Origin of the sequence: Paractinoplanes hotanensis (assembly GCF_023717965.1) — a bacterium.
Taxonomy (GTDB): domain Bacteria; phylum Actinomycetota; class Actinomycetes; order Mycobacteriales; family Micromonosporaceae; genus Actinoplanes; species Actinoplanes polyasparticus.
This window is the reverse complement of sequence record NZ_JAMQOL010000042.1, coordinates 139,135-160,595: the sequence shown is the minus strand read 5'-3', so window position 1 is coordinate 160,595 and position 21,461 is coordinate 139,135. Positions and strand designations below refer to the sequence as shown.

Here is a 21,461-nt window from a genome sequence, read left to right as displayed (position 1 = left end):
GATGCCGACCACCATCCCTCACCCGACGACCGCTTCGAAGCTTCAGAGCGTTCTCGAAGCACTTCTGCAGACCCCACTGCCCGTACGCATCCGGGCGTGGGACGGCTCCTCGGCCGGCCCGGCCGACGCGCCGGTGCTGGTCATCCGGCACCGCCGCGCCCTGCGCCGGCTGATGTGGCAGCCCAACCAACTGGGCCTGGCCCGGGCGTACATCGCCGGCGAGATCGACGTCGAGGGTGACCTCTACGACGCCCTCAACCGCCTGGCCGCGTTGCTCTGGCGGGCGCCTGACGTCAGGGACGTCCCGATTCGGCACGTGGCGGGCGACCTCGTACGCCTCGGCGTGCTGGGCACCCAGCCCAAGCCCCCGCCGGAAGAGATGGTCGTTGCCGGCGCCCGGCACAGCAGGCGCCGTGACCGGCAGGCGATCAGCCACCACTACGACGTCGGCAACGATTTCTACCGTCTCGTCCTCGGCCCGAGCATGGTCTATTCGTGCGCCTACTGGATGTCCGACGCGCCCGGTTACGGGCTGGCCGACGCTCAGCGCGACAAGCTCGACCTGATCTGCCGCAAGCTCGGTCTGAAGGCCGGCCAGCGGTTGCTCGACGTCGGCTGCGGCTGGGGCAGCCTGGCCATCCACGCCGCCCGCGAGTACGGCGTCCAGGTCGTGGGCATCACCCTCTCGACCGAACAGGCCGAGTACGCCCGCAAGCAGGTCGCCGAGGCGGGGCTCACCGGCCAGGTGGAGATCCGGCTCGAGGATTACCGCGACCTCGACGACGGCCCGTACGACGCGATCTCGAGTGTCGGCATGGCCGAGCATGTCGGCGCCGAGCCCTACGCCCAGTACGCCGCCATCCTCTACGCCCAGCTCAAGCCGGGTGGCCGGCTGCTCAACCACCAGATCTCGCGCCTGCACCTGCCGCCGAAGCAGCCGCATCAGGCGCGCAGCTTCATCGACGCGTACGTCTTCCCGGACGGCGAACTGGCTCCGGCCGGCACGACGGTGACGCTGCTCGAGCAGGCCGGTTTCGAGGTGCGTGACGTGCACATGCTGCGCGAGCACTACGGTCGCACCCTGCGGGCCTGGGTCGCGAACCTGGAAGCGAACTGGCCGGCGGCGGTGGAGCTGACGAGCCCGGGCCGGGCGCGGGTGTGGCGACTCTACATGGCGGCGTCGGCCCTCGCGTTCGAACAGGCCCGCATCGGGGTCAATCAGATTCTTGCCGTGAAGGACCACCGTGACGGTGCGGCGGACATGACGCCCACGCGCAGTGACTACGCCGTCTGATCGGTTTCGGTCACCGTTTTGTCCTCATTGGTCAGTCCGTGAACCCTTGCGAGGGCCCGAATGCGGACGTTATCCACAGTGCCGGAAGGTGGCATGCGGAACCGGCGGGGAGCCGGTTAGCCTGCGTCACGTGAGCGAACGAAAACGGGCCGCCGCCGTGATCGTGCGGGACGGGCGTGTACTGATGGTGCATGAGCGCAGCCGACGATCCGGTGGCGGTGAGTGGTGGACCTTGCCGGGTGGCGGCCTGCAACCCGGCGAGACCGCCGAGGAAGCCGTACGGCGGGAGGTGTTCGAAGAGACGGGCCTGGTGGTCAGCGACGCCCGCTACGTGCTCGAGATGCCGTACCCGTCCGGCATGACGTCGGTGTTCTCGGTGACCGTGGCCGACGGCGAGCCACGCATCGGCCTGGACGACGGTTCCGGGCCCGAGATGCTGGGCCTCGACTGGCTGCCGGCGCCCGAGTTGCCGACCGAGACCAACGGTGGCGTCCCGGTGCCGCCGATCATCGTGGTCCTGCCGACCTGATCTCGTCCGTGGCCGCCAGCGGGGCCGGGTTCACGTGGCCGGGGTGCCGGCGGTGCGGCACAGCGCCATCCGGTGAAGCGGCCTCAGCGGCCACCGTGGCGATCGCCCGTCGGCGCTCGGTGACGAAGTAGCCGCAGGCAGCCGCGTACGACGCGGCCAAGGCAAGGCCGACGGCGCGCGTGGGCACAGTGTCGAGCAGCAGGATGCTCACCGCCAGCGCCAACTCGGTCCAGAGGCCGAGAAGAACGGCGTTGATCGTGTCCTTCCGGGTCCAGCCGGCCGAGGCGCGGCGGGCCTGACGCTTGATCTCCTCGATCAGGGAGTGGCCGAGAACCAGGGTCAGGACGCCCAGCAGCAGTGTCGCGGACAGCGACTGGTGTTCGCCGCCGACCGATGCCGCCATGGCCGTCCCGCCGGCCAGCAGTGCCAGCCCACTGACGGTCCCGACCCGGCTATCGCGTCTCTCCCTCACACCCTCTGACGGTCGGCAGCCACGCCCGATTTCTGAGCAAGATGGGCGTGACAGGATGGCGGGCGTGATGGGAAGTCTGAAACTCGAGCCCGCCCAGTCCCGCTCCGATCTGCTGGCCGACCCGGTGGCGAAGGCCCTCGCCGTCTGGCCCGAGGATGCGCCGATCGACGCCGACCAGGTTCTCGTGGCCCCGATCGACCCGGGGCTGGCCGACACGGCGGCGTTCTGCGAGGCGTACGACGTGGGCCTGGACGTCTCGGCCAACTGCGTGATCGTCGTCGGCAAGCGTGGCGACGTCGTCCGGTACGCGGCCTGCATCGTGCTCGCCACGACCCGGGCCGATGTGAACGGCGTGGTCCGCAAGCGCCTGGACGTGCGCAAGTGCAGCTTCGCCCCGATGGACGAGGCAGTTCGCCTGACCGGCATGGAGTACGGCGGGATCACCCCGATCGGCCTGCCCGCCGATTGGCCGATCCTCGTCGATGCGCGAGTGGCGGCCACGCCCCACGTGATCGTCGGGTCCGGCGTGCGGCACAGCAAGATCGCCATCGCCGGCCCGGCCCTCGGTGCGCTGCCGGGCGCCGAGGTGATCGAAGATCTGGCTCGGCTCGTCGATTGACGTTTCACGTGAAACGTCATAGACCGACGTCGACAGCCTCCCGCCGCGCGATCTCTTCGAACGCCTCGACCAGCGTCGCGGCCTCCTGGGCGCCCTGAAGCGCGTACTTCCCGTCGGCAAGGAAGAACGGGACGCTGGAGATGCCCAGTTCGCGGGCCTCGGCCAGATCGGCCTCGACCGCGGTCGTGCCCGCCTCGGACCGCAGGTATGCCGCCGCCGCGGTGGCGTTCAGGCCGATAGCCCCGGCCACCGATACGAGCACCGCGGGGGACCCGACGTCGAGGCCGTCGGTGAAGTGGGCCCGCTGGAGGGCGTCCAGCATCTCGGCCTGACGACCCTGGCCGGCGGCCCAAGCGATCAACCGGTGACTCTCGAACGTATTGGCGGCGATCGCCCGGTCGTAGTCGAGACGCAGGCCCTCGCCGGCGGCGAGGGCGGTGACGTGCGCGAGCATCTGGTCGGTCCGGGCCCGGTCGCCGAGCTTGGCTGCCATCGCCTGCTTGAGCGGCAGGCCGGGCGGCACGGACGACGGGTCGAGCTGGAAGGCCCGGTACGTCACGGTGACCTCGCCGGAATACCGGGCGAGCGCCGCGTCGAGCCGTCGCCGGCCGAGATAGCACCAGGGGCAGACGACGTCCGACCACACCTGAAGGTCCATGATCATGCCACCTGGGCCGCGATCTGGCGCTTCAGTCGCGCGAGGATGGCGGAGCCGCCGCGGATGCGCAGCGGGCTGATCGTCTGGGCCAGGCCCATCCGGGCGTAGAGATCGTCGGGCACGGCCAGGATCTCGGCGGTGGAGGCGCCCTCGAGGCCCTCGGCCAGGATGCCGGCGAAGGCTCGTGTCGTCGGCGCCTCGGGCGGGCAGTCGAAGAACGTCTCGACCGTGTCGTCCGGTCGCACCACGGCCTTCAGGAAGAACTGCGTCTGACATTCCGGCACCTGTTCCATGCCGTCGTGCGCGGCCAGGTCGGCCGGGAGCGGCGGCATGGAGTCGGCGAACTCGAGCAGCATCTCGAGCACCACCTCGCGCGGCGCCGAGGCGAACTCATCGACGATCTCGGCGAGCTTCGGGGGCATGTCGGTCACGCCATCGACCCTAACGCGCGCGGTCAGGCGGCTGCGGACGTCGGCCGGAGCGCCACGTCGCTGAGGCTGAGGATGCCGACGACCTTGCGATCGGCATCACAGACCAGCAGCCGGCGGACACCCCGCTCGCGCATGGCCTGCACGGCCTCGTCGATGGTGGCCGACTGCTCCACCATGATGAGCTCGTGCGAGGTGATGTCGCCCAGGCTGGTCGACGTCGGCGGCAGGTTCTCGGCGATGGCCCGGACCACGATGTCCCGGTCGGTGATCACCCCGACCATGGCCGGGCCCCGGGTCACCACGACGTCGCCGATGCCGCGGTCACGCATCACCTGCGCGGCCTCGTCGAGCATCGTCGCCTCGGGCAGGTAGACCACCTGCCGGGTCATCACTTCAGCGACTGCCGGCCTGGACATGCGCTCACCTCCTGTTGGTACTGGCGTTACCCGAGTGAAGCAGTAATAACACCTGGTATGTCCGTTACGGATACGTCGTTCCGTTCCCCGGTGCGGCGGTCGCGAATTTCGGCAAATCCCTCGCTCAACCGGCGCCCGAGGACAACGGACCGGGCGATGCCGATCAGCTCGGCGTCGGTGAACTTCACGCCGGCCGAGACGTTCGGGCGGTCGTCGACGAGCACGCGCAGCCCGGCCGCGACCAGCTCGCCCGCGAGCACGAGGGCGGCCTCGACCTGACCGTCCTTACCGGCCGCGACGATGTGCACGTCGGCCGGCGCCACCTCGTCCGGCCAGAGCAGGCCGCGCTCGTCGTTGTGCTGTTCGGCGATCGCGGCCACCGCCCGGGACACCCCGATCCCGTACGACCCCATGGTCGGCCGTACCGGCTTGCCGTCCGCCCCCAGCACGTCGACCTTGAACGCGTCGGTGTAGCGGCGGCCGAGCTGGAAGATGTGCCCGATCTCGATGCCCCGCCGCATGGTCAGCGTGCCGGTGCCGCAGGCCGGGCACGGATCGCCGGCCAGCACGACGGCTGCCTCGATCATGCCGTCGGGCGTGAAGTCGCGACCGGCCACGACGTTGACCGCGTGCCGCCCCGGCTCGTTGGCGCCGGTCAGCCACGACGTGCCGGGCGCGACCCGCGGGTCGGCCAGGTAGCGCGGCTTGCTGCCCTGGGGGCCGATGTAGCCCTTGACGAGATCGGGACGCCCGGCGAAGTCGTCGAAGAGGGTGGCCGTGGCCGGGGCCAGGGCAGCGTCGAGCCGCTTGAGGTCGACCTCGCGGTCACCGGGCACGCCGATCACCAGCACCTCGTGGCCGGCGCCGGGGTGGTGCACGGTGACCACCACGTTCTTGAGCGTGTCGGCAGCCGTCCAGTCGGTGCGGCCACCGAGTGCGCGGGCGTTGGCCAGCTCGACCAGCGACGCGATGGTCGGGGTGTCCGGGGTGTCGTGCACCTCGAGCGGCGGCGCGGTGGTGGTCGTGGCCGGCGGGGCGGGCGTGACCACGGCCTCGGTGTTGGCGGCGTAGTCGCAGGACGTGCAGCCGACGAAGGTGTCCTCGCCCACCTCGGCTGTGGCGAGGAACTCCTCGGACGCCGAACCGCCCATCGCGCCCGACATCGCGGAGACGATCGTGTGCGACAGCCCCAGCCGGGCGAAGGCGCGCTGGTAGGCGGCGCGGATCGACTCGTACGCGGCCACCAGCCCCTCGTCGGTCAGCGTGAACGAGTACGCGTCCTTCATCAGGAACTCGCGGCCGCGCAGCAGCCCGCCCCTCGGCCGGGCCTCGTCGCGATACTTCGTCTGCACCTGGAACAGCACCAGCGGGAAGTCGCGGTACGAGGTGGTCATCTCCTGCACCAGCAGGGTGAACATCTCCTCGTGGGTGGGCGCGAGCAGGTAGTCGGAGCCGCGCCTGTCCTTGAGCGTGAAGATGTCGTCGCCGTACTCGGTCCAGCGGTTGCTGACGTCGTAGGGCTCCCGCGGCAGCAGCGCCGGAAACGACACCTCCTGCCCACCGACGGCGAGCATCTCGTCCCGCACGATCGCGGTGACCCGGTCGAGGACGAGCTTGCCGAGCGGGAGCCACGTGTAGCCACCCGGCGCGACGCGGCGGACATAACCGGCGCGCAGCAGCAGCCGATGGCTCGGCACCTCCGCGTCCGCCGGCTCCTCGCGCAGTGTCCGAAGCAGCAAGGTGGACATTCGCAGCAGCATGCGAAGCAGCGTAGGGAGGATCACCGCCGAAAGCAGTCCATTAACGGGGTGTCGCCATCATCACGCTACCGGTGACTTCCATTCAGTGCTTATGTGTCCCCACGGGCAACTTGATCGCACGTTAAGGGGGCGGCGATGGCTTGGCGCAGCTTCGTTGCTATGGGGGACAGCTTCACCGAGGGCCTGAACGACGCGTACCCGGACGGAACGTTTCGGGGCTGGGCCGATCTGGTCGCTACCCGGCTGGCCGTCGATTCGGGGCCCAATTTCGGGTACGCCAACCTCGCCATCCGCGGCAGGGTGATGCACCAGGTCGTGGACGAACAGCTGTCGCCGACGCTGGCCATGCGGCCCGGCCTGGTCAGCATCGCCGCCGGGGGGAACGACGCTCTGCGCGTACGGGTGGATCCGCACGCCCTCGTCCGGGAGCTCGACGCGGTGGTGCGACGAGTGCGCGACACCGGCGCCGACGTGATCCTCTTCCGGTTCGCCGACGTGACCGTGAACCTGCCGGCCATCCTCGGGCGCCGCGCGGCCGTGCTGAACGACGGCGCCCGCTCCATCGCCCGGCGCCACGGCTGCCACCTGGTCGACCTGTTCGCCGACGACGCCTTCCGCCACCCGCACATGTGGTCGGCCGACCGGCTGCATCTCTCGCCCGCGGGGCACCGCCGGGTCGCCGGCCAGGTGCTGAACGTGCTCGGCGTCGGCGTGACCGAGGACTGGATGCTGGTGCCGCCCGCGCCCGAGCCCACCCCGTGGTTGCTGGCTCGCAGCGCCGACCTGCGCTGGGCCCGCGAGCACCTGGCGCCCTGGGTGGGCCGTCATCTGCTGGGCCACTCGTCCGGCGAACTGGTGACCCCGAAGCGACCCGAGCTCATGCCGATCGGGATGACCGAGTAAAGGGCTAGCGTGGCAGACATGTCTGTTGAGAATGATCCGGCGCCCGCACTGCAGGCGTACGCCCACCCCGACAAGCTCGTCACCACCGAGTGGCTCGCCGCCCATCTCGACACCCCGGGCCTGGTCGTTGTCGAGTCGGACGAGGACGTGCTTCTCTACGACACCGGGCACATCCCGGGCGCGGTCAAGGTCGACTGGCACCTCGAGCTCAACGACCAGCTCACCCGCGACTATCTCGACCCGACCGCCTTCGCCGCGTTGTGCGAGGCCAAGGGCATCGGCCGCGACGACACGATCGTCTTCTACGGCGACAACTTCAACTGGTGGGCCTCGTACGCCCTCTGGGTCTTCAGCCTCTTCGGCCACCGTGACGTGCGCCTGCTCGACGGCGGGCGGCAGAAGTGGGCGGCCGAGGGGCGGCCACTGACCCGGGAGCGCACCGAGCGACCGGCCGCGAAATACCCGGTCCCGGTACGCAACGACGCCGAGATCCGGGCCTTCCGCGATCAGGTCATGGGGCACATCAGCAGTGGCCGCCCGCTGGTCGACGTCCGCTCCCCGCAGGAATACACGGGCGAGCTGACCCACATGGAGGCCTATCCCCAGGAAGGCGCGCTGCGTGGCGGTCACATCCCGGGCGCGGTCAGCAAGCCGTGGAAGTCGGCGGCCAACGAGGACGGCACGTTCAAACCGGCCGACGAACTCGTCAAGATCTACCGCGACGAGCTGGGGCTGGAGTCGGGCGACGACATCATCGCCTACTGCCGGATCGGGGAGCGGTCGAGCCACACCTGGTTCGTGCTGCACCATTTGATGGGTTATCCCCAGGTCCGCAACTACGACGGCTCGTGGACGGAGTGGGGCAACCTGGTCCGGGCCCCGATCGCGAAGGGCTCCGAGCCCGGCGGCCTGAGCTGACATAGCACGAGCGAAGCGGGGCGGGTCTGATCCGGTGAAGATCAAGACCGGCCCCGTTCTTGTCGGTCGTTCGCGGTACCTTCTCCGCCGTGAGCAACACGTTCCAGGTCGATCTCCGTGGCATCGTCGACCTCCTGAGCCACCACCTTTACGCGAGCCCGCGGGTCTATGTCCGCGAGCTGCTGCAGAACGCGGTCGACGCGATCACCGCGGCCGAGGTGCGCGGCCTGGTCTCGATCACCACCGGGCCCGGCCGGCTGCGCGTCAGCGACAACGGCATCGGCCTGACCGAGGCGCAGGTGCACGAGCTGCTCGCCACCATCGGCCGCAGCTCCAAGCGCGACGAGCTGGGCTTCGCCCGCCACGAGTTCCTCGGCCAGTTCGGTATCGGCCTGCTCTCCTGCTTCCTGGTGGCCGACGAGATCCGGGTGCACACCCGCCGGGCCGGCGCCGAGCCCGTGCTGTGGCAGGGCTTCTCCGACGGCCGCTATTCGGTCGCCCCCGGCGACGATCGCGAGCCCGGCACGACGGTCACGCTGGTGGCGCGCCGCGGCGCCGAAAGTCTTCTGTCCGGCCCCACGGTGCGCGAGCTGGCCGAGCTGTACGGCTCGCTGCTTCCAGTGCGGGTCGAGGTCGACGACGTCGCCGTCACCACGGGTTCGTTGCCGTGGCCGAGTGGCGATCTCACGACGTATGCGCAAAAGGTCTTCGGTTTCCGCCCGCTCGACGTGGTGCCGCTCGATGTGCCCGAGGCCGGCCTCACCGGCGTCGCGTTCGTGCTGCCGACGCCGGTCAACCCGGCCGCCCGCGGCGGTCACCGCGTCTATCTCAAGAGGATGCTGCTCGCCGAGAGCATCGAGGGTCTGCTGCCCGAGTGGGCGTTCTTCGCCCGCTGCGTGGTCGACAGCACCGAGCTGCGGCCGACCGCGAGCCGTGAGGCACTCTACGACGACGGCCTGCTCGCCGACACCCGCGAGGCGATCGCCGACCAGCTGCGCGGCTGGCTGGTCCGGCTGGCCTCGACCGACCCGCGCCGCCTGGCCGAGTTCCTCTCGATCCACCATCTCGGCGTCAAGGCGCTGGCGCTGCACGACGACGAGATGCTGCGCCTGGTCGAGCAATGGGTGCCACTCGAGACCAACCTGGGCCATCTCACCCTGGCCGAGTTCCGGGAAAGACACGGTGTCCTGCGCTACGCGGCCGGCGACGACGAGTTCCGCCAGCTGGCCTCGGTCGCTGCCGCCCAAGACCTCGGCGTGATCAACGGCGGCATCGTCTACAACGCCGACCTCGTCGAGCGGCTGGCCACAGTGGATTCCGAGGTGCGGGCCGAGCGGCTCGAGCCGGCCGACGTGGCGGCTCGCTTCTCGGCCGTCGACGCCGAGGCCGAGCTGCGGCTGCGCCCGTTCCTGACCGTGGCCCAGCGCCGCCTCGACCGGCTCGGCTGCGAGGTCGTGGTGCGCGGCTTCGAGCCGGCGACCGTTCCGGCGCTCTATCTGGTGAGCCGCGCCGCCGCCTTCAACGAGCAGTTCACGGCCAGTCGCGACGCCGCCGACGACCTGTGGGGCGGCGTGCTCGACGCGCTGTCGCGCACGGTGCCGACCGACCGTCCGCAGCTCGTGCTCAACCACCGCAACGCCCTGGTCCGCCGGGTCACCGCGATCGCCGATCCCGATCTGGCCGGCCTGGCCGTCGAATCGCTCTACGGCCAGGCCCTCATGCTCGGCGGGCATCCGATCCGCCCGGCCGACGCCGCCCTGCTCACCAGCTCGTTCATGGGCCTGCTCGACCGAGCCGTCCCGGGGGAGGACAAATGAGAACCGCCGACGAGCTGTGGGAACTCTGCGAGCAGGCCCGCACGATGCCGCACGGCGCGGCCCAGATCGCCCTGGTCGAAGAGGTGATGCGGCACGCCGACACGGTCAACGACCCCCATCTCGCGTTCACGGTGCGGCTGCTGGCGACCAACGCCTACACCTACGGCGGCGAGCCGGCCAAGGCGTTCGTCACCTTCGCCTGGACCCTCAACGACTTCGACCGCAACCCCGGCCGGCATCACGAGCACGGCAAGCACACGCTGCTCTGGCACTTCAAGACCATGGTCAACGCGATGCTCAACTTCCCCGAGATCGCGCTCGACCGTACCCACGCCGTGCTCGACGACATGGAGCGGCGCTACCGGGAGGACGGCCACAGTCTGCAGGCCGTCTACAAGCACCGCTACCTGGTCGCCGACCACGTCGGTGACACCGCCGGGGCCGACGAGTGGTTCGCCCGCTGGCAGGCCGCGCCTCGCGACGACCTCTCCGACTGCATCGGCTGTGACCCGTCGTCGGTCGCCGCCTACTACAACGAGCGCGGCCGGTGGTCCGACGTCGTGGCCACCGCCGAGCCGGTGCTGGCCGGCGAGCTGAGCTGCAGCGAGCAGCCGCAGGGCATCCTGCGCGAGCTGATGGTGGCCTACCTTCGCACCGGCCGGCCCGACGAGGCAGCCGACGCACACCGCCGGTCCTACCGTCTCGAGCGGGGCAACCTGGCCGACCTGTGGAACCTCGGCACCCACCTGGCGTTCTGCGCGCGCACCGGCAACGAGCATCGCGGCCTCGAGATCCTCCAGCGCCACGTCGACTGGCTCGACAAGGCGCCCTCCCCGGCCGCCGAGATGCATTTCTCGTCCGCCGCCGCCATGCTGCTGCGCCGGCTCACCGAGCGGGGGCACGGGGACGCGGTGATCCACCGCCGCGAGCACGGCGACATCGTCGCCGCCCAACTCGCCACCGAGCTGTCGGGCCGGGCCACCGAGCTGGCCCGGCGGTTCGACCAGCGCAACGGCAACGATCACCAGAGCCGGTCGATCGCGGCCAAGCTGAACGCCGAGCCGTACGAGACCGCCCTGACGCTCTCGCCGAGCGCACGTCGTCCGGCTCCGGCCGACGTCCCGGTTCCCGCGGCCGTTCCGGCGCCGCGCCCTGAGGTGCCGGTCGAGGCCGGCGCCGCCCAGCTCCTCGACCTCGCCCAGCAGTACGACCACGCCGACGACGACCCGGGATTGAACGCCGTCCTCGATGCGCTGGACGCCCGCTTTCCCGAGCTGGCCGACCCGCAGCCGGCCGATCGGCAGCCTGATGGCCGGCGGCACTCTGATCCGCTGCTCGCGGCCCGGCGGGAACTGCTGCTCGGCAACCGGCTGCGGTCAGCCGGCGGCGGGAACGACCACTGGCCGCGGGCGCTCGAGCTGTTCACCCAGGCCGGCGCCGTCGGCGAGGCCAGTGCCCTGCGCGCCCGCATGGCGATGGCGGCGGGCTACGCGGGCGGTGAGGTCGACGAAGAGCCGGTCCGCGCCGACGTCACCTGCCAGCAACAGCACGGCGGACCGCGCGAGCAGGCCTACGCCTGGGCCCGGCTGTCGATCCTGCACCTGATGAACGACCGCCCGGACGAGGCGAACGAGGCGGGTGACCGCGGCGACGAGTGCGCTGTGCAGACCGGCGACGCCCGCTTGGTCGCCCTGCATGCGATGCTGCGCGCCCGCAGCCGCATGGCCTCGCACCGCCACGACGAAGCCTTGGCCGCTGCCCGCGAGGCCTGGCAGTTCTACCGTACGAACGGCCCGGCCCGCCGCCTGGCCGAGGCCGGCATGATCTACGGCCACACCGTTGACGATCCGGCCGAACAGCTCGAGGCCTTCAGCACCGTGCTCGCCGACGGCGACGGCGACGCCGACCGGTCGCTCCCGGCCCGGGTCGGGCGCGGCCACGCGCTGTTGCAGCTGGGCCGGCCCGGCGAGGCGATCACCGACCTGGCCGAGGCGGTGGCCCTCTGCGCCGAGGCGGGCAACGAAGCCGGCGGCGCCTACGCGCGCAGCGACCTGGCCAATGCCTACCGCCTGGCCGAGCGGCCGGTCGAGGGGGCCGAGGTCGCCGAGGAGGCGCTGGCCCTCTTCGAGAAGTCCGGCGACGACGACGCGGCCGACAACACCCGCTACCTGCTGGCCGGGCTCTACCAGGCGATCGGCGACAAGAACGGCGCCCTCGCGCTCTACCGCACACTCGTCGAGCGGCTGGCCGGCAATCCGGCGGGCCGTGGCCAGATCGCCGAGGAAGCCGCCGGCCTGCTCTTCGACCTGGACCGCGACGCCGAGGCGGCCGACACGTTCCGGGCCGCCGCCTCCGCCCTGCACGAGGCCGGTGACCTGATCGGCGAGCTGCGGGCCCTGCGCCGGGGCGTGGCCGCACTGCACTTCTCCGACCAGCCCGAGCGGGGTGAAGAGGCGCTGCGGCTGATCGCTGAGAGGTTCGACACGCTGCCCGCCGAACTGGCGGCCGAACCCAACGCGATCTTCCAACGTTCGATGACCGCGTTCGAGGCCGGTAACCTGTTCATGTCCCGGGGCCGCTATGCCGAGGCGTTGCCACATCTGCGCGGCGCTCCCGAGCGGCTGCGGGCGATCGGCGCCACCGATCAGGCCGACCGCATCGAGGGAATGCTGGGTGAGGCGCTGTTCCGGGCCGGTCACGAGGCCGAGGCCGAGGCGTTGCTGCGGGCGCTGATCGAGCGCATGCCCGCCGATGCGCCGAGCCGCGAGGTCGCGGTCCGGGTTCACGACGAGGCGCGAGCCGCCCTGGAGGGTCGTTCCACATCCTGAACGCCCGTTAAGGCGAAGGCTTGACAGCGGGTTAGAGTGACGTCGTGACAACGGTTGATCAGCAGCATCGTCCGGGCCCGCCCGCGCCCCGGCGGCGGTCGCGTCGTGACGAGATTCTCGAGATCGCGGTGGGCCTGTTCGCGGCCCGTGGCTACCACGGCGTGTCGATGGACGACATCGGCTCGGCCGCGGGGGTGACCGGCCCGGCGCTCTATCACCACTTCGCCGGCAAAGAGGCGATGCTGGTGGCCGCGCTGATCCCGGTGAGCGAAAGCCTGCTGCACGGCGGTAAGACGCGCGTCGGTCAGCATCCGGCCGACGCGAGCGCCGCGCTGGCCGATCTGATCGACTTCCATGTCGAGTTCGCCCTGGCCAACCCGGCCGTCATCGCCCTGCACCTGCACGAACTCGACCGCCTGCCGGAAGAGCCGCGCCGCCAGATCCGCCGCCTCCAGCGCCTCTATGTCGAGGAATGGGTGGGCGTGCTGGCCACGCTGCGCCCCGAGCTCGACGCGGCCGAGGCGCGGGTGCTCGCCCACTCGGCGTTCGGCCTGATGAACTCCACCCCGTTCCTCGGTGGCGAGGTCGACCGCCGCCGCCGGGCCGCGCTGCTGCGCGAGGCCACCATGCACGCCCTCACCGGTCGCTGATCTTCCCGGCGGCCGCCTCTTTCGGGGCGGCGTACCACCCGTCCTCCTCGGGGCGGCGCACCACCCCGCCCCGACCCTGGGCACAACCACAAACGCCCTACCGGGCTGACATTCACGACGCGCCCTACCGGGCACGGAAGAAGAGAAGGTCAACGATGATCGACTCGCTGCTCATCGCCAACCGGGGTGAGATCGCCCGCCGGATCATCCGTACCGCGAAGCGGCTCGGCATCCGGACGGTCGCGGTGCACTCCGAGGCCGACGAGGGGATGCCCTTCGTTCTCGAAGCCGACGAAGCCTTCTGCGTCGGCCCGGCCAATCCCGCCGAGAGTTACCGCAACGCGGAAGCGATCCTGGCTGCCGCCAAGAATACCGGCGCCCAGGCCATCCACCCCGGCTACGGATTCCTGAGCGAGAACGCCGACTTCGCCCGGCTGGTCGAGGCCAACGGCCTGATCTGGGTCGGCCCCGGCCCCGACGCCATCGCCGCGATGGGCGACAAGATCAAGGCGCGCAATCTGATGGCCGCGGCCGGCGTTCCGGTCGCGCCCGGCACACAGGATCCGGTCGGCTCGGCGGACGAGGCGATCGCGGCCGCCGCGACCATCGGCTACCCGGTGATGGTCAAGGCCGCGGCCGGCGGTGGCGGCATGGGCATGGCCGTCGCCGGCGACGAAGCCGCGCTGCGCACCGAGCTCGCCAAGGTTCGCGCGTTCGCGGAACGCATGTTCGGCAGCGGCGACGTCCTGTTGGAGCGGTACTTCCCGCGCGTGCGCCACGTCGAGGTGCAGATCCTCGGCCTCGCCGACGGCCGGGTGATCGCCCTGTCCGAGCGGGAGTGCTCGGTCCAGCGGCGCAACCAGAAGCTGGTCGAGGAGGCGCCGAGCCCCGCCGTCGACCCCGAGCTGCGCGAACGCCTGCTGGCAGCTGCGGTCAAGGCCGGCGAGGCGGTCGGCTATCGCAACGCCGGCACCGTCGAGTGTCTGCTCGACCCGGCCACCGGCGACTTCTTCTTCCTCGAGATGAACACCCGTCTGCAGGTCGAGCACCCGATCACCGAGCTGATCCACGGCATCGACCTGGTCGAGGAGCAGTTGCGCATCGCCTCGGGCGAGGCGCCCACGTTCACCGCCGTACCGGAAACCAGTGGCCACGCCATCGAGCTGCGAATCAACGCCGAGGATCCGAAACGGTTCCTGCCCGGCCCGGGCAAGGTGACCATCTGGGTCGAGCCCGGCGGCGAGGGCGTGCGGGTCGATTCCGGCTATGCCGAGGGCACCACGGTCGGCATGTCCTACGACTCCCTGATGGCCAAGCTGATCGTCGTCGGCGCCGACCGCGACGAGGCGGTGGCCCGGGCCCGCTCGGCCGTCGCCGAATTCGCGATCGCCGGTCCCAAGAACAACCTGGCGTTCTTCGCCGAACTGCTCGACAACGCCGAGTTCCTGTCCGGCGACTACGACACCGCCATCGTCGCCCGGATGAGGTGACGGGCCGATGACAACCGTCAGCATCCGCGAGGTCGCCCCACGTGACGGCCTGCAGAACGAGGAACCGATCCCGACCGACGCCAAGGTCCGCCTGATCGACGCGTTGAGCGGAACCGGCGTGCGGCGCATCGAGGCGGTCTCCTTCGTCCACCCGAGGGCGATCCCGCAGATGGCCGACGCCGACGAGGTGTGGGCACGGGTCGACCGCCATCCCGAGATCCGGTATTCCGCGCTGATTCCCAACACCCGGGGCGCGCAGCGGGCCCTGGCCGCCGGCTTTCGCGAGATCGAGGTCGTGGTGTCCGCATCGGACACTCACAACCGGCGCAACCTGAACCGCTCGACCGACGAGTCGCTCGACGACATCGCCTCGCTCATCCCGCTGATCCACGGCGCCGGCGCGACGGTCGAGGTGATTGTCGCGACCAGTTTCGGCTGCCCGTTCGAGGGCGACATCGACCCCGACCGGGTGGCGGCGATCGTCGCCCGGGTCCGGGCCGACGGAGCCGACCGGATTGCGTTCGGCGACACGACCGGGATGGCGACGCCCCGCCGGGTGCGGGATCTGCTTTCGGCCGTACGCCCCGATCTGCTCCACTTCCACAACACCAGGGGGACGGGGCTGGCCAACATCCTCACCGCGCTCGAACTCGGGATCACCGAGTTCGACGCGAGCGTGGGCGGGATCGGCGGCTGCCCCTACGCGCCGGGCGCCTCGGGCAACGTGGCGACCGAAGAGGTCGTCCACATGCTGCACGACATGGGCCTCGACACCGGAATCGACCTGGATCGCCTGATCAGCACGGCCGAAACGGCCGAGAAGCTGCTCGGCCGCACGCTCCCGTCGGGTGTCCTTCGGGCCGGACCGCGCACCAGATTGGTGTGATTTCGACCGCCGAACCCGCGATCATTTTTCCCATTTGTCCGCGTGACCGGTCTCCGGTCGTGTCGTTACCAATATCGAGTGGCCGATATCGCCGGATCGAATAGGCGGATCCGTCACCGGTTCAGCCGACACGACGAGGGGCGGATCATGACGGAATCGGGGGTCGAGCGCACGCTGCGCGCGGCGTACCGGTTGCCGGTGCCGCCCACCGGTGTCTCCACGCCCTTGCCGCCTCCCATCCAGGGGGCGGAGCGGCGCTCGGAGAACCGTGCGCGACGCACCGGAATCCGGTGGGGTCTGCGCGTACTCGCCGTCAGTGGCCTGGCCGGTGCGGCCTGGCTGCTCACCGGCTCCGCCGCCCACGCAGCGGACCGGGCCGACGGGCCTGACGGCTCGTTGCTCGGCTCCCTCGTGGGCGCCGACGCCACCTCGCCGGTCACCGGCCTCCTGCAGGCGGCCGTCCAGCCGCTGGAGCGCACCGAACCGGCACACCACGAACAGCACCTCGTGTCCGACATCCTCGACGTGCCGCGGCAGGTTCTGACCCGCCCGGTGACCGACGACGACGTCGTACCCGAACCGTCCGTGGCCACTGTGGACGTCTCCGACGTCGACAAGGACCAGGACGAGGTCGCCGCCCCACTCCGCCTCACCGGCGAAGCGGCGCCCGACCAGCGGCTCACCCCGGCGACCGATCCGGTCGCCGACGTCGAGCTCCCGGCTGAGCAGGAAGAACTCCCCGGAGAACCTCAGCCGGCTCCTCTCCCCCAGGAGGCGGAGCAGACGGCCGAGCCGAGCCGCAAGCCGCTCCACCAGGTCCTGCCCGCCCCGGTCGCCGGCCGTCCGGCCGTGGCTCCGGTCAAGCACGGCAAGGCCTTCTCCGTACCGTCCGCCCACCGGCAGCACCACCACACCGCTCACGCGGTGACGGCGCAGCCGGCGACGGAGCCGGAGGAAAACACGCCCGGCGGTGACGCACCGGCCGCTCCGCTGCGGCTGCACCTCGGGGAAGTCAGCGGCATCCCGGCCAGCGGGCCGGGAGTTCCGACGGAAGGTGGCTCCGCGGCCTTCCTGCCGGCGGCGATCGCGAACAGCACGACGGCTCGTCATGTGCCCGCGATCGCGCCCGATGTCGAGGTCCGGCGGTACGACGCCGAGGCACCGACCGTCTCACCTGACTGAGTGATGGCGCCCGGCGGTCCGCCCGACCGCCGGTGAACCGGCCGGCACGCCTCTTCGGTGTCCGCGTTCCGGCTCGATTCCCGAACCGCTTGCGAACGAGCGGCGAATCATCCGACGCCTGAATCACACGCACCGCACCGAAGCGCCACCGGGCGCACGTCGACAAGCGGGGTCAGGGCAGAAAGAAATGCGCCAGGGCACCGCTGCGCCCGAATGCAGTTCCGGAAGATCCCCCAATTGAATACGCAACACCTTTGCCGAAACATTCTTGAAAGGCATTTCTTTTCTCATGAAGACTTGGGTTCGCAAGACTCTGAGCGTGGGCGTCCTGGCCGCCGGCGCCCTGCTGTTCGCTCCGGGCGTCGCCAACGCCGACTCCCGTCAGGTCACCGGCAGCAACGTCGGCATCCTGAACGGCACCCAGATCGCCGTTCCGGTGCAGGTGCCGGTCAACGTCGTCGGCAACTCGCTCGGCATCCTCGGCGTGGCCGACGCCCGTGGCGCCGGCGTCAACAACCTGGAGAGCGGCCGTCGCGGCGACCGTGGCCGGGGCCCGGTCCAGGCCACCGGCAGCAACTTCGGCATCCTGAACGGCACCCAGGCCTACCTGCCGGTCACCGTTCCGGTCAACGTGGTCGGCAACGCCGCCGCGGTGGGCGGCTTCGCCAGCGCCCAGGGCGCCGGGGTCAACCGCACCGAGAGCACGAACCACCGGGACGACCGTCGCTGGGACAGCCCGACGCAGGTCACCGGGTCGAACTTCGGCATCGGCAACGGCACCCAGATCTACGCGCCGGTCGACGTTCCGATCAACATCTGCGGCAACTCGCTCGCGATCCTCGGCTTCGCGCAGTCCAGCGCGGTCTGCGCGAACGACCTCTCGGGTCGGGGTGGCCGGAGCTTCGGCTTCGGACGCAAGGAGAGCGTGCAGGGTGGCCACGGGGCGACCCAGGCCACCGGCCGGAACGTCGGCATCGCGAACGGCACCCAGCTGCTCGCGCCGATCAGCCTGCCCGTGAACCTGGCCGGCAACTCGGCCGCGGTGCTCGGCGCGTCCAGCAGCCGCGCGGTCGCCGTGAACGAGTCGGCCAACGGGCACGACGACGACATCACGCAGGTCACCGGCTCGAACTTCGGCATCCTGAACGGCACCCAGATCGCCGTGCCGATCAACGTTCCGATCAACGCCTGCGGCAACGCGCTCGGTGTCCTCGGCGCCGCGCAGTCGTCGGCCGCCTGCGTCAACGACCGGGGCGGTCGCAGCTTCCGCGGCTTCGGCGACGACGACTGGGACGGCGACCGGGGTCACGGCCGTCCGGGTCACGGCCACGGCCACGGCGACCACGACTGGGACAACGACGGCGACGGTGGCGTCAAGGACGACGACAACGACGACTACAAGGGTGACGGCGGCGTCCGGGGCGACCAGCAGGACTACAGCGACGACGTCGCCGACGACGACACTGCCGACGACGCGGGCGAGATGCCGGCGGGCAACGACGACGGCTACGTGAAGCCGGCCGCCACGGGTTCGAAGACCAACGCCACCGGTGGCCGCGAGTCGGCTCCGCTGTCCGCGGTGACCGACACGGTCGGCGGCCTGGGCCTGCTCAACACCCTGCGCTGAAACTCGCTCTCCCACGGGGGATAGCGGAAGACCGGGTCGTGCCGGTCCCGGGCACGATCCGAACGACGCCAGGAGGCGTCGGGTAACAGCCGGTGCCCCTCCACGGCATCGGTGGCAGTGAAACGGACGGGAGTCTCCGCAACCAGCGGAGGCTCCCGTCCGTCGTTGCCGCGCAAGGTCGGATCGGCTACCCTAACGGTCGTTAAGCTTTAACGACCGTTCAGGAGGATCGGCGTGGGCGACGAACTCGCACAGGCACGCAAGCGGATGCTGGCCGGCGGGGCCGAGCGCTACCACACCGCCAACGCCGCGAAGGGCAAGCTCTTCGCCCGCGAGCGGATCGCCCTGCTGGTCGACGAGGGCACCTTCGTCGAGGACGGGCTCTATGCCAACAGCCTGGCCGACGGATTGCCCGCCGATGGCGTGATCACCGGAATCGCCCGGGTCGACGGCCGCGAGGTCTGCCTCATGGCCAACGACTCCACGGTCAAGGCCGGCTCCTGGGGCGCGCGCACGGTTGAAAAGATCATCCGCGTCATCGAACGGGCGGTGCAGTACGGCGTGCCGATGATCTATCTGGTCGACTCGGCCGGCGCCCGCATCACCGACCAGGTCGACCTCTTCCCGGGGCGTCGCGGCGCCGGCAAGATCTTCCACACCCAGGTCAAGGCGTCCGGCGCGATCCCGCAGGCCTGCGCCCTGTTCGGCCCGTCGGCGGCCGGTGGCGCCTACATCCCTGCCTTCTGCGACATCGTCGCCATGGTCGACGGCAACGCCAGTATGTACCTGGGCTCCGACCGCATGGTCGAGATGGTCACCGGCGAGAAGACGACGCTCGAGGCGATGGGCGGCGCCCGGGTGCACTGCGCCGAGTCCGGCGTCGGCCACTTCCTCTGCAAGACCGAGCAGGACGCGCTCGACACCGTGCGGTCCTACCTCAGTTACCTGCCGTCCAATTGGGAGGGCCGGCCGCCCACGACCGAGGCGAAGGCCTCGACCGGGGCCGATCTCGGCGCGCTGGTGCCCGCCAGCGAGCGCCAGGCCTTCGACATGCGGCGCTACATCAAGGGCCTGGTCGACGAGGGGTCGTTCTTCGAGATCCAGGCGCTGTGGGCCAAGGAGCTGACGATCGGTTTCGCCCGCCTGAACGGCGAGGTGATCGGCCTCGTCGCCAACAACTCGATGTTCAAGGGCGGCGTGCTCTTCCCCGATTCGGCCGACAAGGCCTCGCGCTTCGTCCAGCTCTGCGACGCCTTCAACGTCCCCCTGCTGTTCCTGTGCGACGTGCCCGGCTTCATGGTCGGCTCGGCGGTCGAGAAGCAGGGGATCATCCGGCACGGCGCCAAGATGATCACCGCGATCTCCGAGGCCACGGTGCCCAAGATCTGTGTGGTCGTGCGTAAGGCGTACGGCGCCGGCCTGTACGCCATGGCCGGGCCCGGCTTCGAGCCCGACGCCACGATCGCCCTGCCCACCGCCAAGATCGCGGTGATGGGAGCCGAGGCGGCGGTGAACGCGGTCTACGCCAACAAGATCGCCGCCCTGGCGACCGACGAGGAGCGCGCCGCCTTCGTCGCCGAGCGCCGCGCCGAGTACGAGCAGGACATCGACATCATGCGACTGGCCAGCGAGCTGGTCGTCGACACCGTCGTCGAGCCGGGCGACCTGCGCGACGAACTCATCCGCCGCTACCGCGCCGCCCACGGCAAGGAACGCGGCTTCGCCCGGCGCCGCCACGGCGTCACGCCCGTCTGATCCGACAGGAGCACAGCCATGGTCGACTTCCGGCTCGACGACGAGCAGGAGGCGCTGCGCGTCACCGTCCGCGATTTCGCGCGGGAGCAGGTCGCGCCCGTGATCGCCGAGCACTACGAGCACAAGACCTTCCCGTACGAGGTCATCCGCCAGATGGGAAAGATGGGCCTGTTCGGCCTGCCGTTCCCCGAAGAGGTCGGCGGCATGGGCGGCGACTACTTCGCGTTGTGCATCGCGCTCGAGGAACTGGCCAGAGTGGACAGCTCGGTGGCGGTGACGCTCGAGGCCGCGGTCTCGCTGGGCGCCATGCCGATCTACCGGTTCGGCACGACCGAGCAGAAGGAGCGCTGGCTGCCCCGGCTCACCACCGGCGAGGCGCTGGCCGGCTTCGGCCTCACCGAGCCCGGCACCGGCTCGGACGCCGGCGGCACGACGACCCGCGCGGTCTACGACGACGCCACCGACGAGTGGGTGATCAACGGGACCAAGGCGTTCATCACGAACTCCGGCACCGACATCACCTGCCTGGTCACCGTCATGGCGGTCACCGGGATCAACCCCGACGGATCCAAGGAGCTGTCCACGATCATCGTGCCGTCCGGCACGCCGGGCTTCACCGTCGCGCCGGGCTACTCGAAGGTCGGCTGGTGCGCCTCGGACACCCACGAGCTCTCGTTCGACGACGTCCGGGTGCCCGCGGCCAACCTGCTCGGCGCCCGGGGCCGGGGCTTCGCCCAGTTCCTGCGCATCCTCGACGAGGGCCGCATCGCGATCGCGGCGCTCTCGGTGGGGCTCGCCCAGGGCTGCGTCGACGAGTCGGTCCGGTACGCCCGGCAGCGTGAGGCGTTCGGCCGCCCGATCGGCGACTACCAGGCGATGCAATTCATGATCGCCGACATGGAGATGCGTGCGCACATCGCGCGGGTCGGCTACTACGACGCGGCGGCGCGCATGCTGGCCGGCGAGGACTTCAAGCGGTACGCGGCGGTGGCCAAGTTGAACGCCAGCAACGCCGCGATGGAGAACAGCCGGTGGGCGACGCAGGTGCACGGCGGGTACGGCTTCATGAACGAGTCCGCCGTGGGCCGCTTCTACCGCGACGCCAAGATCCTCGAGGTCGGCGAGGGCACGTCCGAGGTGCAGCGCATGCTGATCGCCCGCGGTCTGGGGCTTTAACCCCTTCGTGGCTTTTGGACGTGTAGCGATCGGTCCGCAATCCGACACGG

General features: G+C 70.6%; 19 protein-coding genes. 14 read left to right on the top strand and 5 right to left on the bottom strand.

The genetic code is table 11. The features are described from left to right. Position 1 precedes the first annotated feature (1 nt). Complete coding sequence (locus LXN57_RS29925; RefSeq protein ID WP_251801540.1) at positions 2-1,294, top strand: class I SAM-dependent methyltransferase; 1,293 nt, start codon at positions 2-4, stop codon at positions 1,292-1,294. 130 nt (positions 1,295-1,424) lie between these two features. Continuing rightward, positions 1,425-1,823 carry an NUDIX domain-containing protein gene (locus LXN57_RS29920; protein ID WP_221380927.1) on the top strand — a complete coding sequence of 133 codons (399 nt, stop codon included), beginning with the start codon at positions 1,425-1,427 and terminating at the stop codon, positions 1,821-1,823. Here LXN57_RS29920 and LXN57_RS29915 read toward each other — a convergent pair. Beyond that, positions 1,801-2,295 (bottom strand): hypothetical protein, encoded by a 495-nt coding sequence (locus LXN57_RS29915; RefSeq protein ID WP_251801539.1) that lies wholly within the window; start codon positions 2,293-2,295, stop codon positions 1,801-1,803. The genes LXN57_RS29920 and LXN57_RS29915 overlap by 23 nt on opposite strands. A gap of 67 nt (positions 2,296-2,362) precedes the next feature. Between LXN57_RS29915 and LXN57_RS29910 the strand changes: the two genes are divergently transcribed. Next, positions 2,363-2,914 (top strand): YbaK/EbsC family protein, encoded by a 552-nt coding sequence (locus LXN57_RS29910; protein WP_251801564.1) that lies wholly within the window; start codon positions 2,363-2,365, stop codon positions 2,912-2,914. 16 nt (positions 2,915-2,930) lie between these two features. On the opposite strand, the gene LXN57_RS29905 is transcribed toward LXN57_RS29910, so the two are convergent. The 4 genes from LXN57_RS29905 to LXN57_RS29890 are packed head-to-tail and all read right to left on the bottom strand — an operon-like array spanning position 2,931 to position 6,179. Then, positions 2,931-3,572 carry a DsbA family oxidoreductase gene (locus tag LXN57_RS29905; protein ID WP_251801538.1) on the bottom strand — a complete coding sequence of 214 codons (642 nt, stop codon included), beginning with the start codon at positions 3,570-3,572 and terminating at the stop codon, positions 2,931-2,933. Between the two features lie 2 nt (positions 3,573-3,574). After that, the gene (locus LXN57_RS29900) at positions 3,575-4,003 is read right to left on the bottom strand and encodes a SufE family protein (RefSeq protein ID WP_251801537.1); all 429 of its coding nucleotides are present in this window, start codon (positions 4,001-4,003) and stop codon (positions 3,575-3,577) included. 23 nt (positions 4,004-4,026) lie between these two features. Continuing rightward, complete coding sequence (locus LXN57_RS29895; RefSeq protein ID WP_251801536.1) at positions 4,027-4,419, bottom strand: CBS domain-containing protein; 393 nt, start codon at positions 4,417-4,419, stop codon at positions 4,027-4,029. A 26-nt stretch (positions 4,420-4,445) separates the two neighbouring features. After that, positions 4,446-6,179: a proline--tRNA ligase gene (locus LXN57_RS29890; RefSeq protein ID WP_251801535.1), complete on the bottom strand. Its 1,734-nt coding sequence runs from the start codon at positions 6,177-6,179 to the stop codon at positions 4,446-4,448. Positions 6,180-6,314: 135 nt separating this feature from the next. Here LXN57_RS29890 and LXN57_RS29885 point away from each other — a divergent pair, with 135 nt between their 5' ends. The 11 genes from LXN57_RS29885 to LXN57_RS29835 all read left to right on the top strand — a co-directional run bounded on the left by LXN57_RS29885 (position 6,315) and on the right by LXN57_RS29835 (position 21,411). Further along, positions 6,315-7,082 (top strand): SGNH/GDSL hydrolase family protein, encoded by a 768-nt coding sequence (locus LXN57_RS29885; RefSeq protein WP_251801534.1) that lies wholly within the window; start codon positions 6,315-6,317, stop codon positions 7,080-7,082. Positions 7,083-7,100: 18 nt separating this feature from the next. Beyond that, positions 7,101-8,000: a sulfurtransferase gene (locus tag LXN57_RS29880; RefSeq protein ID WP_251801533.1), complete on the top strand. Its 900-nt coding sequence runs from the start codon at positions 7,101-7,103 to the stop codon at positions 7,998-8,000. Positions 8,001-8,089: 89 nt separating this feature from the next. Continuing rightward, positions 8,090-9,817 (top strand): HSP90 family protein, encoded by a 1,728-nt coding sequence (locus tag LXN57_RS29875; protein WP_251801532.1) that lies wholly within the window; start codon positions 8,090-8,092, stop codon positions 9,815-9,817. Further along, positions 9,814-12,645, top strand: a complete 2,832-nt coding sequence (locus LXN57_RS29870; protein ID WP_251801531.1) for a tetratricopeptide repeat protein — start codon at positions 9,814-9,816, stop codon at positions 12,643-12,645. Before LXN57_RS29875 ends, LXN57_RS29870 begins: the two co-directional genes overlap by 4 nt. 44 nt (positions 12,646-12,689) lie before the next feature. Next, complete coding sequence (locus LXN57_RS29865) at positions 12,690-13,295, top strand: TetR/AcrR family transcriptional regulator (protein ID WP_221380919.1); 606 nt, start codon at positions 12,690-12,692, stop codon at positions 13,293-13,295. A gap of 155 nt (positions 13,296-13,450) precedes the next feature. After that, entirely contained in the window at positions 13,451-14,785 is a 1,335-nt protein-coding gene (locus LXN57_RS29860; RefSeq protein WP_251801530.1) for an acetyl-CoA carboxylase biotin carboxylase subunit, read from the top strand. A gap of 7 nt (positions 14,786-14,792) precedes the next feature. Further along, positions 14,793-15,671 (top strand): hydroxymethylglutaryl-CoA lyase, encoded by an 879-nt coding sequence (locus LXN57_RS29855; protein ID WP_251801529.1) that lies wholly within the window; start codon positions 14,793-14,795, stop codon positions 15,669-15,671. A gap of 147 nt (positions 15,672-15,818) precedes the next feature. Further along, the gene (locus tag LXN57_RS29850) at positions 15,819-16,853 is read left to right on the top strand and encodes a hypothetical protein (RefSeq protein ID WP_251801528.1); all 1,035 of its coding nucleotides are present in this window, start codon (positions 15,819-15,821) and stop codon (positions 16,851-16,853) included. A gap of 289 nt (positions 16,854-17,142) precedes the next feature. Beyond that, on the top strand, positions 17,143-18,480 hold the full coding sequence (locus tag LXN57_RS29845; protein ID WP_251801527.1) for a chaplin family protein: 1,338 nt from the start codon (positions 17,143-17,145) through the stop codon (positions 18,478-18,480). 267 nt (positions 18,481-18,747) lie between these two features. Continuing rightward, complete coding sequence (locus tag LXN57_RS29840) at positions 18,748-20,235, top strand: acyl-CoA carboxylase subunit beta (protein ID WP_251801563.1); 1,488 nt, start codon at positions 18,748-18,750, stop codon at positions 20,233-20,235. 18 nt (positions 20,236-20,253) lie between these two features. Then, entirely contained in the window at positions 20,254-21,411 is a 1,158-nt protein-coding gene (locus tag LXN57_RS29835; protein ID WP_251801526.1) for an acyl-CoA dehydrogenase family protein, read from the top strand. Positions 21,412-21,461: the final 50 nt, after the last annotated feature.